Source organism: Microbulbifer sp. NBRC 101763, from assembly GCF_040371615.1.
Lineage (GTDB): Bacteria > Pseudomonadota > Gammaproteobacteria > Pseudomonadales > Cellvibrionaceae > Microbulbifer > Microbulbifer variabilis.
Genome location: NZ_BAABQV010000012.1, coordinates 1 through 16276, shown reverse-complemented (window position 1 = coordinate 16276; position 16276 = coordinate 1). Strand labels below are relative to the sequence as shown.

Sequence of the window (16276 nt, the reverse complement as noted above, 5' to 3'; positions counted from 1 at the left end):
CATGCGCAACAATTCAGAAACTTTTGACCGGTACAACCGGGGGGCTCAGCGTGAGCTGCGTTTGGTCATCGAAATCGGCTACGACCTGCCGCTTTACATTACTAGCCACAACGATATTCCCGGTCTGCCTTTAAATGCGGTTCTGGGTACCCTAAAAAAGTGCAGTGCTACCAGCCAGAAACTCATTCCTGAGCAGGGCCTGGCGCAGATCGGTGCTATCTCGTTTGAGGTGGTAGATATCGGTGGCCAGCTGTCCTATGTGCTGCGCGATGAGCTTGAGCAGGGCAACGGCATCAAAGGCCGTACCGTGCGCTTGTTCCAGGGTTTTGCCGGTCTCGACTGGGATGAGTTCCGCCTGGAGCAAACCCAGATTGCCGAGGAATCCATTTCCTATGCAGAGGGCGTGTACCGGGTACGCTGCCGGGATATTCAGCGCGAGATGCGTCGCGATATTTTTGTGCCCAACAGCACGCGCCTGGCCGCCAATTTTGCCAAAGCGGATACCACCTTACAGGTATTCGATACCAGCAGCTTTGAAGCCAACCCGCACACCCTGGCCTATGGTGATGCCCCTGGCCAATCCGCGTATTACCTGAAGATTAAATATCAGGACGGCTTTGAAATTGTGCGCGCAACCGGCAAAACAGGTAGCAGCTTTACCAACTGTACGCGCGGCCTGTTCGGCACCTTTGCCCGCGACCATGCCCTGCCTGAAGACAGCGATAACGAAAGCGGCGTAGAAGTTGAAGAATTTATTTATCTGGAAGGTCCAGGCCCCCAACTGGCCTATGCATTGCTGACCGGGAAAATTCTCGGCACCAATAACGTACTGCCGAGCAACTGGCACCTGGGCATAGATCCGGCCTTTGTGGTGCTGGATGAATTCGAGAATATCGGTGCAGATTGGTACAAGCCCGGCGACCACAGCAAGGGCAAAATCCTGCGCTTCGACGGTTTGGAAAAAGTTGACGGCAAGAAGTTTATCGAGACTGAGATTAATTTATTGCTCGGTGCCTTTATGCCGGTTAATGCGGCTGGCCAGCTAGGTTTTCGCCGTATGGCTGGGGTGCTGGCTGAATCCGGCACTGTGGCCACCATCGGCCCCGATGATGTGAAAAGCCTGGGTGAATTGAAATACAACCTGGCCGGGGTGCGCAATATCTTCTCCGTGCAATGGAGCTGGTTTGAACAGCCCGGCTTTGATGGCAAGTTTTTGCGCTCGAATAATTTAGTCGATGCGGACTCGGTGGCTATTCATGGCGAGGCCAAGCAACACACCCTAAAATTTCGCGGCCTGCATAATTCCCGTCATACCTATACCACGATTAAAAACACTTTCGATGCCCTGCGGGATCGGTTTGCTGGCCCACCATTAAGCCTGCGCTTGGGTTTATTGCCTAGTAACAACGACCTGGAGGTTGGGGATATTGTACGGGTGAGCCTGCCGCAATTGCGCGATCACTCTATTCGCGGAGACAGGCCCTACGATTTTAATTTTGGTAGTGACAGCGAAGGCTGGATCCCCCGAGATGACATCACCAATTCCTCTGTCAGTAATGGCGTCCTTTCGGTAACAGTAAAAGGTGAAAACCCCTGGATCAGTCGCAGCTTTGCGCCCACGTTTTTAGGGGCGGATCTGCCTTTTATTAAATTGCGTGTGCGCCGCACCAGCGACGAACTTATAGCGGCGGGCAGCGGAAGCAAGTTGTTTTTTAAACACACCGAGAGCAGCAGCTATTTTTCGGCTGGCACTCCGGAAATGCTGGACCTGATTGAGCGCCTAAATGGGGCCAAAGGGGAGTGGCAGGAGTTGGTGCTTAATCTGTCCCAAGTTAGCGACTGGACCGGCAACCAAGTTTCTTTAATTCGCTTCGATATTGGTCACGACCACAGCGCAGACTATAGCTATGACGTGGACTATATTCGGCTGCTGCCAGCACTGGGCCTCGATGAGCACAGCCTAGATCGCGCTATGGAAGTGCAGCGTATAAGTATCGATCAGGTGAGCGGTGCAGTATCCGTGGATCTATTCGGCAGCTACCAGCCTGCAGGCATGATTGCCGATCAGGCCGACAGCTCCAGCGCAGAATTACCGGATGCCTGGTACGACAGCGACGGCACCTCAATGACTTCTGGTGGCCTCAACATCGATGCCAGCGGCTTTTTAACTGCTGACGGTACTTTGGCTGGTAATGCCGATAGCCGAGCAATTTATTACTACCCGGGTGATCTTACGATTCCTGTAGGACGCACACTTTCTGTGAGTGGCAATATTGAGCTGCGGGTGCGCGGTGTATTGCAAATTGACGGCACTTTGCAAGGAATCCCAACCAATAACGGCGTGGGTTTTCTCGGTTCCTGTTACGGCGGTGCTGGCCAGTTAAAAGATGTTCGAACAGTGGTCAATCGAGGAGCGGCCCAAGGAGCGCGGGGAAAAACTGTCAAAGGCCGCAATGAAGTAATGCCGCCTCTTAATATCGAGAATAACGGTGGAGATCTACAGGGTATCCCCGATGATCTATCCGGCTCTGGTGGAGCTCGCGGTGGCCACTCGTCTTTCTATTCCTTTGATGGAAGTTACGAGCCCAGTGGGCGCGGTGGTGTAGGTGGCAAGGGCGGTGCTGGGATTGTTGTAATTGCGCGAGGTGTCGCCATTGGTGTCAGCGGCAAAATAGAAAACTCTGGCGAAGATGGCAGCCCCGGTACTACTGGTGATAGCAATATAATTCAGGTGCCTGGAGGCAGTGGTGGCGGCGGTGCGCCGGGGGGCATAGTGCTGTTGATAGACGGTACTCAGAACCCCATGCCGATCCTCAGTAACAGCAAAATAATCGCATGTTATGGGGAAAGCCCGGATAGCCCTGGTAATGCGGGGCACGGGGGCACCTGTTTGGGCACCAATGCCGCGCGCCTGATGTTTGTGCCCAAGTCACGCATACCCTATACCGACTATGAAGACCCGGCCTTAGATCCTGAAGTACAGGAGGCAATCGATAAGGCTGAAGCCGCACAGGCCGACGCTGATGCCGCATTGGCAGACCTGGATAACATCGCCGCCGATGGTGTTTTACATCAAAACGAAAAGCTCATTGTGATTCGTGAATATGCCCAGCTTCAGGCGGAACAAGTGGGTATTGAAGCGCAGGCTGACGGTGCCGGACTCTTAATAGAAAAAGGAAACTACTCCGGCAACCTGGCAGCCCTCATTAGTTACTTGGGGGGCTTATCTCCAACCTGGAATGATACCGCAGCCAGCACTTCTATCAGCCGCACAATATGGAATGCCAACTGGGAAGCGGTGTACAGCGCACGCCAGGTTTTACTTAATGCTATCGCCCAACAAGCACGCGAGGCGGGCATGGTCGGGGCCTCGCTGCAGTTTCAGTGGGATGGACGGCCTACCGGACTAATCTGGCCCACGAATACCAACTATGCCGGCGGCACCAAGTATTCGTTTAATGCCACTGCGGGCCAGGGGTTTATCCATGTGTTGGCATACGATGCCGAGGGTGGTCCGCGCGTTGGTTTGAATGGTGTCCAGGTCGGAATCATGAGTGGGCCGAATGAGGGCACCCAGTGGTATTCCTTTCCGGTCACTCTGCAGGCTGGTGCCAATGAAATCTCTATCTGGTCTAACGCTGCAGATGGCGGCACATACGGTGGCCTCGTGGTTACCCTCGGCGGTAGTGGTGACCCCGAGGCATTGTTGGGCGTGTCTGCAGCGGATGCCAAAGCCGAGGCCGCTGCCAATGCAGCTGCAGAAGCGCAGACGGATGCCGCCGCCGCACTGCTGGACCTCAGCAATATTGCCGCAGATGGCAAACTGCACCCCACCGAGAAATTAACTGCAGTACGTGAATACAACCAGATCCTGGCAGAGCAGGGCGATATCGAAGGGCAGGCCAATAGCTATGGGATCACCACCGAGAAAACCAACTACAGCGGTGCAATAACAGCACTTTCCAGTTATCTCAGCGGCGCCGGTCTGGGCAATACCTCAACAGTCACCAGCATCGATCGCAGCACCTGGAAAGCCAAATGGCAGGCGGTATACAGCACACGACAAAAAGTACTGATTAAGATCGATCAAATTGCCGGTGCTCGCGCAGACTGGGAAGAAATTTATGGGACCAATAAACCCGAGGACGGTGCCACCGTTGGCGCTACCGCACAGGAACGCGCGCAAATCCGCTCTATGCGGAATACTTTTTTAGAGGACTTTTCTGATAGCAATTATTCCCAGTACTGGACCAACTTTTCCGGCGGATACCAGAATTTCTATACCAGCGGTTACCTAACAGTTGGAGGTGGTGCGGCTCGCCTGACTAATCATGTTTCGATGTACCACGCAGAAAAAATACCCTTTGATCCCAGTAAGCTTTACCGGATAGAGACTCGGGTTTATGTGTATGCCGCAGGTGATGCCGATCGCACAATGTATGCCGGTTTGGCTGGTTACGATAATACCGGTACTGCTTGCAATGCTACTGGTGCAGATACTATGAGTAGCCAGCACTATGTCCTTGCTGCTGGCCTAAATATAGTGGGGCAGAGTTGGCAGACCTTAGTGGCCTATGTCAAAGGCAATGCTAGTGGTAACGCTGAGTACAGTGGTACAAGGGGGGCAAACCATATTGGCAACCCGGCCAAGCTGCAGAACAAAGTGCGCTTTATTAGCCCGATTTTTTATTGTAATTACCCGACTAAAACGGGCGATACATTAGTCGACTATATAAAAATCGATGTGGTGGAAGTGCAGGACCAACGAAATTTACCGATGATTCAATCTGGTATTGCCAGCCTGCCTACCAGTTCCGCGCTATCCGCCTCAGATGATGGCAGTACCGCAAAAATCACAATTGCCGCGCACTCTGTGCAGTTTGGTTTCGGCACTGTTAATTACAACAGTGGCAGCATTACCGGGTTGTCTTTCAACACAAAATACTATGTGTACTGTGATGATCCAGGCACTCAGGGCGGTGCGGTTACCTATTACGCAACCACGAACATTTACCAGCTGGCCGCCAATACCTGGCGCCGAGGTGTTGGCACCATTACAACCCCGAGCAATGGCGGCGGCACTACGGTCCCTAGAGACCCTTGGTGTGTTGCCGCAGGCAGTTGGTTGCGCGAAGGTTTGCTAGCGGAAAACTGCGAAAGCGGAGACCTGATCGACTGCTGGGATACCGGCGACGAGGAAACCCATCTAAGCCCCATTATTGGTGGGGTAGATACAGAGTCAGAAATACCCTGTGTATTGCTCACCACAACAAGCGGTGCCCAGGTAATTTGCAGCCGTGAAACCCCCGTTACCGACCGTGCAGGCCGTGTCTATGAGGCGCAGCATTGCCAGGGGGTTGAGCTGGGGGTTTTGCATGAAGAGGAACCGCTCACCTGGGAAACCGTCGAGCGGGTCGAATGCGCCGGCCTCCGTACCGTGTACAAGGTCTCTGTAGGTGGTAAGAGCTACGCTGCTGGCGTCGATCCCCAGCACCGCATAATTACTCACAACGGCGTACACAAATCTGACTAAGCAAAGGAATAGATAATGCCCAGCTTTTCCCCGATAACAGTGCCAGGCCTGGAGGCCTGGCAGTTCGCCTATACCATCGATGACGGCCACAGTGCGGGCACTATTGTGCGTGCAACGGTAACCCAGACCACAGAGCCCACCAATAATGAAGCTCAGGCTGCTGCAGTACTTAAATGTACGATTGCCGTAATCGACAACCAAAACACAGTACAAACTGATGGTGCCGGCGATCTAATGTCCAGCGTTTATGTAACTACCAAGACTCTGCAGACCGATGCAGGCGAGCCGGTAAACGTTGCCGATCACGCTGCTGATTTAGTAGCGAGCTGTATTGTTGAAGTGGCCAATCGCTTGGCTGTGCATAGTTCTATTGCGGCGATGTCGATTCCGAGAGGTTGACTTTAATTTAATTAATTAAAGGTTAAATCTAAAATTTAATTAATTGCATTTTTATTTTTAAGAAAGATTTGTGGAATTTTTTCTTAAAAAATTCCTTTTAATTTCTATTTGTTTTTTTTGAGTTAATGGCATGCTTTCCGTTTCTTAACCCACTCCTTTGTACTGTTTTTTTCTATTATCAATATGACGTTTGATAGTTGAGGTTTTACTATGTCATTCATAACCAACTGTTTGAGTGCGGGAGCTACAATAGGGCAAATTTGCGGCCTTTTGTCTGATTCTATTGGTGGTACAAAGACTATTAGTCTAATGTCATCGCCAGACGATGTGTCTGAAGGTTCTATGGAGGTTACTTATCTGGAAGATAAACTTATTATTCGTAATAACTCTAAAAAATATTTTTTTCTTAGTTTTCCATCGAGTGATAGTAAACAAAGAAATGTTTGTATTCCTCCTTTAAAAATCGCAACTGTAGGTGATTTGTTCGCTGAGCATTTGAGGGACGGTTGTAACAGTTTTTTAGCTTACCCAGAATATTCCTACAATTATGAGGGCGATGTTGGTGCGGCAGTAAATGCGGTGCAAGGGAATATTCTTGTGCGAACTGCTACCGGTAACATTACTAACACCAATCGCGCTTCCTTAACATTTCTAGGGAATGGAGGTGGTCCCGACATGAAGTTGGATGCTTCAAACCAAACTGTACAGTTGCTTTTTGATAAACTTTATAATGTAGTAGTTGCAGCTGGTGTAACACTTGTTACACTCAAGATAATAGATATGATGCAAAACACTTTGGTACTTTATTTAACTCCCGGCTCTTCAAGTTCCCCTATAATAACTGAGGAGGATAAGGTTGTACTAACGTTTGATCTTTCTTCTATAATAGATAATCCTATTTTTGATTCTAAGGAATTGATTCTCCATGCTTCTTATCTGGTAGAGGATAATGAAGCTTATAAAAAGTGGCGCGACAACATATCAATTAGTGATTCATGAACATTGATATACAATATGTTATTTCCCACACCCGGTTGACTTAGGCTGAATATGTAGGAGTTAGGGGGGATGGTTTTGGTTTTCTAGATGTTAGTCTTTTAGTTGTACCTTATAGCTTGATTGTATTTAAGTGGTGTATGTCTGAGTTTCTGGAGCAGCTACTTTAGTAGAACGAGTCGCGAAATTAATGTGTTGGTTTGAAGTTTATTCATGCTATAGATTTTGGAGGTTTTGGAAGTGGCTGACTCTTTTTATTCGCGAGAAGTAAGCTTGTTGATTTTTCCTGGAGAATGGATTCATCTTAAGTCGAAATCTAAAATTTATGCTTATTTATTAAGAACGGCTGTTAATAAGTTTGGAGGGGAGATCTCTGTTGACGATAACGCAGGGAAAGTCCTGGGAAATTTTGACTTTGAATATGCTTCTGGCTTTTTTGGTGAGTATCTGGGGTGTATAGAAATTGAAGAGTCCTCGACGTTTCCAATTAATATTCGCTCGACTATAAAATGTTCCACTAATTTTGGGTTTGTGAAGGCCCCCCCTGCTGCTCGGGGGTTAAAAGAGTCAGATAGTGGAGCTGTACCTGTCTGTTATGAGGCCTCAATTTATTGTAATGATGATTATCATGATAATGATTGGAGCGATTGTGTTTTAATGTTTCAGCTGTTTAACATGTCAGCTGATTGAGTTTAGGATTATAGGGATAACTATATTAGATATTTGGATAGTCTTACTTAAGTCTTTTTTTTGTTAAAGAAAGTTAAGGGGCTAGACTTTTAACATTTACTCTAGCCCCTTGTGAAATAGCTAAGCTTTGTCCAGGTGTGTTTGAGGCTGGGTATAGCTACTTGGCGGCATCTTACTTTTTTTCAGTTTTCTCTCAGCCCCCTTCTACAGATTGATCTTTTGGAAAAATGCTGAAAATGGTTTCCAGTATTTCTCTATAATGCCCCAGTTTCTCTGTAGGTATTACAGCAGTGGTTACCGAAGTAACTAGCACTATACCCAGAACAAGGGTATTAAATGGCGAAAATTTCATACGGAAAAACTTTCCTCTTGGGGGTTGACCCAACCTGTATGAAGAGGCAAACTTTGCACCGTACGTTAACCATAGTACAGTTGATTGCTCACTTGTATTACTCGATTGAGCCATCCGTTAGTTGTTTTTAAGGGTGCTCCAACACCCTTAAAACTATTAACGTGATAAAGCCTTCTTTATCTCGCATTTAAAGCACTAAGTCCTCTACTGTTAAAGGTTGGGTAGTGCTTACGGCATTGTGTCAGTTTTTTCCTCGTGAGTAAATAAGACTCTTTTATCAATCTTTTGGAGTTTTTCTTCCTGTAGGGCTCAGAACCCTACCCCTTCCCGCTTCTCCACAATTGATAGAGGTTTTCGATACCTTTCTGTGCGTATCGTTGCCACTCTCTTGGCAGCTGTGCATAGAGCCTCGCAATCAATGGTGGGAATGGAATCTGCGCAAAGTGGTGCCTTAGTTCCACTCCGTACACCTCCGCCAGAGTGATACCTACCGCCTCGCACCATATCGGCAACAACTCAGCCGGAATCCGCTGAACCCCGGTTTCCATTCTTGAAATCTGCGAGGGCGCAAGCCCCAGCCTCTGGCTCAGCTGTGCCCCCGTCATCCTTTCCCGTTTCCTTGCTTCGCGCAGGCGCTTGCCCAGTGTGCCTGGCTCAAACATCAACTATCTGCCGTACCCTCACGTAATCCCATAAATTGCGATATTAGAAATTTGACAGCATTTTGCATTGCTAGATTAGGAATAATCCAGAATATCAGTTTAAGAACTGTGATTTAGCTAGTAGCGTTGGGATGTTTGTCGCCAAAGGCCCGAATAAAGCACTGAATGGACTCAACGGTGACAAGCCGCTGCTACTTAGTTCTTTTGTAGTAGTGAGGGTTTTGTAGTTCCTACAGGAGGTGGACCATGCCAATGACTGCTCATATTCAACAACTTCATCATGTCACCAATCTATGTGCCGGCCTTGAATGGGTTGCGGATTGTCCGAATCAGCCGGCTCGTAAAGCTTTGCTGCAGCTTATCGGCGAGGAGGTAGGGCAGGTGCTTCAAGGCGTTATCTTTGCTTATGAGCAAAAGATCCCAGGGGGAAGCCCTGCAATTGAAGAGGCGGCCTAACTGCTTGGCAGAGTCGGTGCCGTGAGTGGGGCTGGCCTCATAGTCACTCATTCCCCTTGTCTATTAGCTGCCTGTAGCAATAAACTGTATGCATATACAGTATTCAGGTATCCCAGTATGAAGCTTTCCCCACTCTTTGGTCACGGCGTTGCCTGTGGCTTCCCTTCGCCCGCTGATGACCACAAGGAGGCGGCCCTAAGCCTGGATGAGCATTTGATCACCAAGCCTGCGGCAACCTTTATGGCGCGGGCGAATGGGGATTCAATGATGGGGCTGGGCATCTTCGATAAGGACCTGTTGATAGTCGATCGCTCGCTGACCCCTGCCCATGGTGATGTGGTTGTGGTGGCCCTGGATGGGCAGCTGACCTGCAAGGTGTTGGACCAGCAGCAGGGGCGACTACTCTCTGCCAATGACGACTACACCCCGATCCCCATCTGGGAGGGGCAGGAATTGATTGTGGAAGGGGTGGTAAATGCTTCGGTGCGTTACCACCGTCTGCTCTGAATGCTGGTACTCGTGGATTGCAACAGCTGCTATGCCAGCTGTGAACAGATTTTTCGGCCCGACCTGCGTGGGCGCCCTGTAGTAGTTCTGTCCAACAACGATGGCTTTGTGGTGGCGCGCTCCAAAGAGGCGAAGCTATTAGGTATCGGCGACCTTGAGCCATTCTTTAAGATTGAGCACTTGTTGCGCGTGCATCGGGTGGCAATCTTCTCCAGTAATTATCCCTTGTATGGCGATATTTCCCACCGGGTAATGACCACCCTGCGAGAGTTCAGCCCCAATGTAGAGGTGTATAGCATTGATGAAATGTTTATGGACCTCCACGGACTGCAGGAGGAATGGCTGGATTATGGCCGCAAGATCCGCTGCACACTCTGGCGGGATATCCGTATGCCTGTTGGTGTAGGTGTCGCGCCTAGTAAAACCTTGGCCAAGTTAGCCAATAGAGCAGCAAAGAAGATCCCTAAATGTGAAGGCGTTTGCGCACTGGATACGCCAAGAAAGTGGCAATGGATGCAGCGCCGTACCGCCGTCAATGATGTCTGGGGCATAGGTCGACGCCTCACCAAGCGCCTGACCGATTTTGGCATACAGACCGCGTATGACCTGGCGCAGGCCAATCCGAAAATATTGCGCCGTCATATCAATGTGAACATTGAACGAACGATAGAGGAGTTGAACGGGATTCCCTGCCTGGGTTTGGAGGAAGAGCCTCCGGCCAAGAAACAGATCTATTGCACGCGCTCCTTTGGTGAAAAGCTCACCGACTTACAGCCGATACTGCAGGCTGCCACTTTGTATGCAAGCAGGGCAGCAGAGAAACTGCGCGCGCAAGAATCGCTCGTGAAGTCGATTCATGTATTTCTGCATACCTCGCCCCATGAGCCCAACTACTACAGCCGCAGTACAGTTGTGCAGACACCATACCCTACGGACGATACGCGAATAATCGTGCGTCTGGTGAGAAATGCTGTTGCTGGCCTGTACAGGTCAGGGTGCCGCTTTATGAAAGCAGGAGTGGGGCTTGTCGAGATTATCCCGCGCGCGCTAGGGCAAGGTGATCTATTCACACCAGGCCAATCGGCAAGGGCTGGGGAGGCCATGCAAGCTATTGATAGCATCAACCGCAAGTTTGGCCGGGGGACTCTTTTCCTGGGGGCTGAAGGCATCCAGAAGAAATGGAAGATGCGGCAGGCGTTTACATCGCCCGCCTATACCACTAGGTGGGGGGATTTGCCTAGGGTGATGACTTGAGGTAGCTCGAGCACACTTCACAATTATGCTAGCGGACTTCGAAAATATACAGTTTCTTGGGCTTGCCTTCTATTGGGACCCAAACTTCTTTCACGCCTTTAAAGTCCAAGACTAAATCTGCTTCTTCTAAGATATTTTGGCCTTGAGTGAGCCCATCCCAGTAGACCCCGCCACAAGTCCAGTAAAATGGCGCCTCTTTTTCAGGAATATTTACTATTAAATCACCACTTTCCGGCCTGGTAATACTTAACTCATGTTCTTTGAATGCAGCCGCAGAAATGAAGTTTTTTCCTTCAAAACTCATGATTTCAGGAAGCTCTATATCCCTCACCTCTTGAGACGCGCAACCGCCAATAGCGATCAAAATTATTGCGAGAAATATACGATTCATTTCATTCCTACCTGAGCATAACGCAAGCGGTGAGGGGCTTGCCTGAGCGGAGTAAGGCTTGTGGTATTCAGCCACAAACGAACACCGCAGAAGGCAGGTCCCTCTCTACCGCCATTGTTATGCCTTATTCTATCCGTTTGTATGTTTTGCCCCGAATAACATTTCTTATTTGCTCATTACTTTTACCGTTAATAATTTTTTTAATTTCTTCGATGGACCGCCCATCTAGTGCGGCCTCTCGAATTACACCAACCTGTTCGACAGTTAATCTACCAGTTCTTCCACAAATAACTTTTGCAGCATAATCTGGATTATTCCAGTGTTCTGAAATAGCGAGATTAGGCAGCCCTTTCCGAGGGTTTTCTCTTAGGTACTTACTGAGTATGTTATCTTTTTCAGCATCGGTTAGTATGGATTTTTTTTTCGATAGCAAATTATGCTTATGTAGGTAAGCGATACCCTCTCTTCCTCCGGGTATCATGTTTAGTCCATTGTTATGTGAAAAACTATATTTATTAACAAGATATTCCTCTGTTTCAAGAGCATTCTCTTCTGAAAGCCCTGCCCCACACACAACATGATAATTACCTATTAGTATTTTTTCTACGAACTCTTTAGATTGGCCAGGGGCACTTGATTCCCCATACAATTGAGTTAACCTACCTAGAACCCCTTCTCTCAGAGTTCTATGGAATAGCAAATTAGATTCGTTTTTCAATGAGCTAGATATATGCTCATTAAATCTTTTCATCCAGCCTCTTTTTGTAATTCCGTAATATACATAATCTACCCCATCCTCCATTTTCAGCACATGGAGGTAAACCATATACGTTCCTTCAAGTTTAGGAAGACCTTTTAACACAAGCCTTAATGGGATTTCTATGCGCTGAGGAATATCAAGAGAGGGGCTATTTAAATTGATGTGTAATGAAGGAGCTTTATCTAATATGCTGTTCTCTTTTACCACCGGAGCCATAACAAAAGGCCCTTTTTCCGGAGAGTACATTTTATTTAGATTAACGATTATTTGGGGCCCAACCTCTACGAAGGACTTGCTAAATCCATACTTCTGATTGTGCGACACAATTCTAGAAGTAAGTTTGTTAATCTTATCTAACCCTACTAACGAACTATCTAAGACAGCCAAATCTCTTTTGTCTAGGGTAAGCCCCTGACATAGGTAACGAAACTTCCTTTCATCTAGGAATTTATATCTTTTCACGGAACTTTCTTCTTAGGGTATAACGCCGCAAGCATTGGTACGAAGCATCCAATGCCTTGCCTTGTGCTTACTCTTCACTACTCAACAATGAAGTAACTTTTTTCTTGGTATAGCCTTCAAGGAGATTTTTTGAAACGCGCCATAGAGTGCCTATTGAGGCGTCCTTGAATTCAGACTTAATGCTATCCCAAACCTCACTATTTCTAATCGCTTCAAGGAATTCGTGTCCTGATGCGGTTAAACGTAAGGGAAGAACCGACCACGATACCTGACCATCGGCACCTTTAACATAACCCAGACTATAACCTCGCTCAGGCTGAACAAGATTTTGGTCAGTAAGGATTCTAAGATGGAAAATAAATTTGTCTTCTTTGTAGTTGAAACCAGCTTGATCTAATTCTTGTATATTGGTTGTAGGGCTATTAGAGGCCTCGAACGCCTCTAGTAATCCTTTTAAATAATCATGGTCTATTTTCACTTGCCACTCCTTTGTTTGACAGTCAGCCACTGGTCTATTAGTTTTGGGTAACCCGGCCACATAACGCCGCTAGCAGGTGCATGAAAACCAGAGCGAAGCGTCAGTTTTTATGTCCTTCTGGCTGGCTTTGTTATGAATTTCGAGTCACGCGCTTGATTAAAAATGAAACCTCCTCAGAGATATAAACCTTTCCTTCAAGCGAACCAGCTTGGAATTCTTTTATGCTAGGGGTATCTGTTTTAGCTTCTGGAACCCTAAATCCACGAAAACCCAAAGTAATCATATAAGATAACTCTGGCCGAGTTAGAACATGTTCGAAAAGATCTTTAGCTGCTTGAAATGTTTCTGGGGCTAATGTAATTGTGATTCCTATCAAGTCAGGGTCATGAAAATTAATAGCCGCTATAGATTTGTCCGGATTCTCTTGAATTTTTTTATAGAAGCCAGTTCCCATGCCATCTAGGTGCAATTCGTCTTCATTTGAAGGATGAATAGACCAAGAACAATCCGCTTTCCTTAGCTTTTCATAAAACTCGTGATCAATATCACCACCAACAGGCTTAACATCATGGGCAGAGGCATCACCCCAAATTGAAAGATTGCCTGACTCCAGTATCCCTATCTGCAGCTTTTCGCAGTTGCCATCAATAAACCAGCTCATTTCACTCGACTCTTTAGTTCCGCTTTAGATACATAACGCTCAAAGCAGCGCGCGCCGCTTGCGGCGTCCTCTGCCTTTGCTTGTTATGTTTTCTATTCATACCCCAAAAGCTTCATTGTAGAATTGTATTTTTCTACAACAGCTGGGCATTGTCCTACCATAGATTCCGTTGTGTGTCCCAAGCGGGCAGCTTCTGTATTAAGAAAACGAACTAAAAATTCATCGCCTCCAGCCATCTTGGTTGTTTGTTGAAAATTGATCAATTGAGATAACACGCCACACATCCCAGTGGCTTTTGCCACAATCATCATATCAATTACCGAACTCATATCATCTTGAGCCTTGTCCTCAGCCACCACGAAGCCTGAAAAAAGGACCACAAATATAAACAGTGGAATTTTCATAGATAAAAGATCCTTACAATACATAACGCCTTTAGCATGGGCCGTAGTGTAGGCGCGAAGCGCCGAAACGGAGATCCAGCCGAAGGCGAACATGGCTAAAATTGTTAAGTGCCTTTTTGTAGATGTTATAGCTTTTTAACCTTGCCAAGTTGGCACTCCCCTTTTGATAGTATCTGTTCATTCTCGCTAAGCTCAAAATTCCCTGTTATTCGATTTATATGGAAACGTTGTTGAGTGAAGTTTTTCCATCCTTCTTTTTCTTTGGCTTGATATTTTTTCCAAAAAATTAATTCATCGCTTCCATAGTAAGCCGAATATACATTTCTTTGGTTTTCTGAGATTTTCTCGTACTCCCAAAAATCAGCTCCAAAACCATGCTTTTTACCGTCCAAATAGGCATATGAAGCACTCTCCTTTTGGTAGAGTACGTAGACTTCGTGTTTATTATTTTTTAAGTTTCCTTCAGCACAAACCAATTCGAGTTCTTCCCCCATTGTCAATGCAGGAAAAAGTAATGATATAAGCGCTAAGACTCTATAAAACATAATTCAATTCCGGTTCTTTCGATGCGCGCGCACTTAACGCCGCAATCAGCTGCAGCCAACTTTGTGCTCTTTTTGCGTAATAATGGGAGTGCAGCGACCGCGCAAAAAGTGCACAAAATTGTGCCGTCGGCTGCATTGCCTGGTTAAGTGCCCCTAACGTACTCAACTAAAAGGAAAATTCCACCAACCATTAAGCTAACCGCCGAAGCTAGCAGGAGCGGTGCGAACGGAACTCCAATGTATACACCAACTACTATTGCCGCAATACCAAGTGATGCCGAATAAACTGATAGTGCATTAATCTTTGGATACCGGATTGATGCAACAATAGCTGTAACCACGCAAAATAGACCAATGAGAGAAAGTAAAGATAAGAAAAACGATCCAAAGTCTCTGAACATTCCGTGGAAAAAAATAGAGATTCCTAGAAAGCACATACCAGCCCAAAGAAAACCGGATGGAACAATCAGGAGCAATAAAAGTAATTTTTTCAATTTAATGCTCATAATTTCAACAGCACTTAACGCCCTGCACACGGGCGGCCGAAGTGAAGCGTAGGCCGTCCAGCCCGCGTAGTTTGCGGGCGATCGTGCTGCTGTTTGTTATGTTTTTTCACACTTTACTCTTTCTAGTAACGCAAACACTTTATTTGCGATCTCTGCTAACTGGGTGTTTAGCTTATTTACCTTATCTTCATCTTCGGTTGCATATTCTGTGACCAGCAAATCGTCAATATCACAAGTTGGTGCATATTTAATCCAAAGATCTTCTAAAAAGCTAAAGTCATTTCTCTCTATTTTATTTACCGCTCCTAGGGCTTCAAGTTCCCATTCGCGGATACCACGAGACCGAAAGTAACTAGCGGCTTCAAGTAATGCGATCTTAAGTTCTTCTTTAACCATGATTCGAAACATAACGCTAAGTTAACCGGCGCACAGTGCGAAGCACGCTTTTGTGCGTCCGACGCAGGCCGCGAGCGGCTGGAGTGTAGTTGAACGCCTTGTTAACTTTTATTGTACAGATTTTAAACCATTCGCCAATAGATGAGCCCATGAATTTTCGAACTCTTTTACTTTGGATTCTGACATTTGGAAAAACTTAGCCCGAGTCTCCTCCAGTGCCAATACAAAATCTTTACCTTCATAGATAGGAAGAAACTTACCGTCATATTCCCAGTCCCATTTTTGAGGTTTAGTTCGCTCCCAACATATTAAATGAATTAAACGGTCTTCCCAAACGTCAACCTTTAATTCTGCGTTTGTATCTGAAGGCTGAATCCTAATTTCTACCTTTTCGAGCCTCCCCTCTTTAAAGTGTTCAAATACTTTTTCTACAGATATATTCCAACAGTTATATTTTAGCGATTTAGAGCGTTTTCTTATTGCTCCTAATATATCTGAAAGAAATTCATTTTCAGACTCTGGAATTAAAAATTTTTTAGTTCGTCCCATTTTTACTGACTACTTGTGAACGCTAGAGAAAGTTAACGCCTGCAGCAACGGCCGCAATGGAGCAGCGAAGCTGCGGAATGGAGGTCCAGCCCCGTAGGGGCGCTGTTGCCTGCACTTGTTAGCATTTTACCGGAAACCCGCTATTTCAGAATTTAGAAAGTTAAGCCGCAAATCTTCTTCGTTTTCAAAACACTTGCCAAGCACATTGTCAGCTAGTTGATTGTTCGGCAGAGATCTGGGAACCAAATATGTATTTGAATACACTTCGATATTGG

Annotated in this window: 16 protein-coding genes; 7 read left to right on the top strand and 9 right to left on the bottom strand. The window is 46.8% G+C overall.

Translation table 11 applies throughout. From position 1 onward, the window contains the following. Position 1: 1 nt before the first annotated feature. From ABWV76_RS21295 to ABWV76_RS21280, 4 genes are all read left to right on the top strand, one after another. The gene (locus tag ABWV76_RS21295; protein WP_353377189.1) at positions 2–5533 is read left to right on the top strand and encodes a hypothetical protein; all 5532 of its coding nucleotides are present in this window, start codon (positions 2–4) and stop codon (positions 5531–5533) included. A gap of 15 nt (positions 5534–5548) precedes the next feature. Then, positions 5549–5932 carry a hypothetical protein gene (locus ABWV76_RS21290; protein WP_353377188.1) on the top strand — a complete coding sequence of 128 codons (384 nt, stop codon included), beginning with the start codon at positions 5549–5551 and terminating at the stop codon, positions 5930–5932. Positions 5933–6142: 210 nt separating this feature from the next. Then, positions 6143–6931, top strand: a complete 789-nt coding sequence (locus ABWV76_RS21285; RefSeq protein ID WP_353377187.1) for a hypothetical protein — start codon at positions 6143–6145, stop codon at positions 6929–6931. Positions 6932–7168: 237 nt separating this feature from the next. Beyond that, positions 7169–7618: a hypothetical protein gene (locus ABWV76_RS21280; RefSeq protein WP_353377186.1), complete on the top strand. Its 450-nt coding sequence runs from the start codon at positions 7169–7171 to the stop codon at positions 7616–7618. Positions 7619–8287: 669 nt separating this feature from the next. On the opposite strand, the gene ABWV76_RS21275 is transcribed toward ABWV76_RS21280, so the two are convergent. Continuing rightward, complete coding sequence (locus tag ABWV76_RS21275) at positions 8288–8632, bottom strand: helix-turn-helix domain-containing protein (RefSeq protein ID WP_353377185.1); 345 nt, start codon at positions 8630–8632, stop codon at positions 8288–8290. A gap of 246 nt (positions 8633–8878) precedes the next feature. Between ABWV76_RS21275 and ABWV76_RS21270 the strand changes: the two genes are divergently transcribed. The 3 genes from ABWV76_RS21270 (at position 8879) to ABWV76_RS21260 (ending at position 10849) form a co-directional block, all read left to right on the top strand. Next, positions 8879–9088 carry a hypothetical protein gene (locus tag ABWV76_RS21270; RefSeq protein WP_353377184.1) on the top strand — a complete coding sequence of 70 codons (210 nt, stop codon included), beginning with the start codon at positions 8879–8881 and terminating at the stop codon, positions 9086–9088. 117 nt (positions 9089–9205) lie between these two features. Further along, entirely contained in the window at positions 9206–9595 is a 390-nt protein-coding gene (locus ABWV76_RS21265; RefSeq protein ID WP_353377183.1) for a LexA family protein, read from the top strand. 12 nt (positions 9596–9607) lie between these two features. Beyond that, entirely contained in the window at positions 9608–10849 is a 1242-nt protein-coding gene (locus ABWV76_RS21260) for a Y-family DNA polymerase (RefSeq protein ID WP_353377182.1), read from the top strand. Positions 10850–10877: 28 nt separating this feature from the next. Here ABWV76_RS21260 and ABWV76_RS21255 read toward each other — a convergent pair whose 3' ends face one another. The 8 genes from ABWV76_RS21255 to ABWV76_RS21220 all read right to left on the bottom strand — a co-directional run bounded on the left by ABWV76_RS21255 (position 10878) and on the right by ABWV76_RS21220 (position 16001). Next, positions 10878–11315 carry a hypothetical protein gene (locus tag ABWV76_RS21255; RefSeq protein WP_353377181.1) on the bottom strand — a complete coding sequence of 146 codons (438 nt, stop codon included), beginning with the start codon at positions 11313–11315 and terminating at the stop codon, positions 10878–10880. 49 nt (positions 11316–11364) lie between these two features. Further along, positions 11365–12462: a hypothetical protein gene (locus tag ABWV76_RS21250; protein WP_353377180.1), complete on the bottom strand. Its 1098-nt coding sequence runs from the start codon at positions 12460–12462 to the stop codon at positions 11365–11367. A 67-nt stretch (positions 12463–12529) separates the two neighbouring features. Next, complete coding sequence (locus ABWV76_RS21245) at positions 12530–12940, bottom strand: DUF2513 domain-containing protein (protein ID WP_353377179.1); 411 nt, start codon at positions 12938–12940, stop codon at positions 12530–12532. 130 nt (positions 12941–13070) lie between these two features. Further along, on the bottom strand, positions 13071–13601 hold the full coding sequence (locus ABWV76_RS21240) for a hypothetical protein (protein WP_353377178.1): 531 nt from the start codon (positions 13599–13601) through the stop codon (positions 13071–13073). 92 nt (positions 13602–13693) lie between these two features. After that, positions 13694–14005, bottom strand: coding sequence for a hypothetical protein (locus tag ABWV76_RS21235; protein WP_353377177.1), 312 nt, complete (start codon positions 14003–14005; stop codon positions 13694–13696). A 125-nt stretch (positions 14006–14130) separates the two neighbouring features. Continuing rightward, complete coding sequence (locus tag ABWV76_RS21230; protein ID WP_353377176.1) at positions 14131–14550, bottom strand: hypothetical protein; 420 nt, start codon at positions 14548–14550, stop codon at positions 14131–14133. 602 nt (positions 14551–15152) lie between these two features. Then, positions 15153–15452 carry a hypothetical protein gene (locus ABWV76_RS21225; RefSeq protein ID WP_353377175.1) on the bottom strand — a complete coding sequence of 100 codons (300 nt, stop codon included), beginning with the start codon at positions 15450–15452 and terminating at the stop codon, positions 15153–15155. 108 nt (positions 15453–15560) lie between these two features. Next, positions 15561–16001: a hypothetical protein gene (locus ABWV76_RS21220; protein ID WP_353377174.1), complete on the bottom strand. Its 441-nt coding sequence runs from the start codon at positions 15999–16001 to the stop codon at positions 15561–15563. Between the last annotated feature and the right edge of the window lie 275 nt (positions 16002–16276).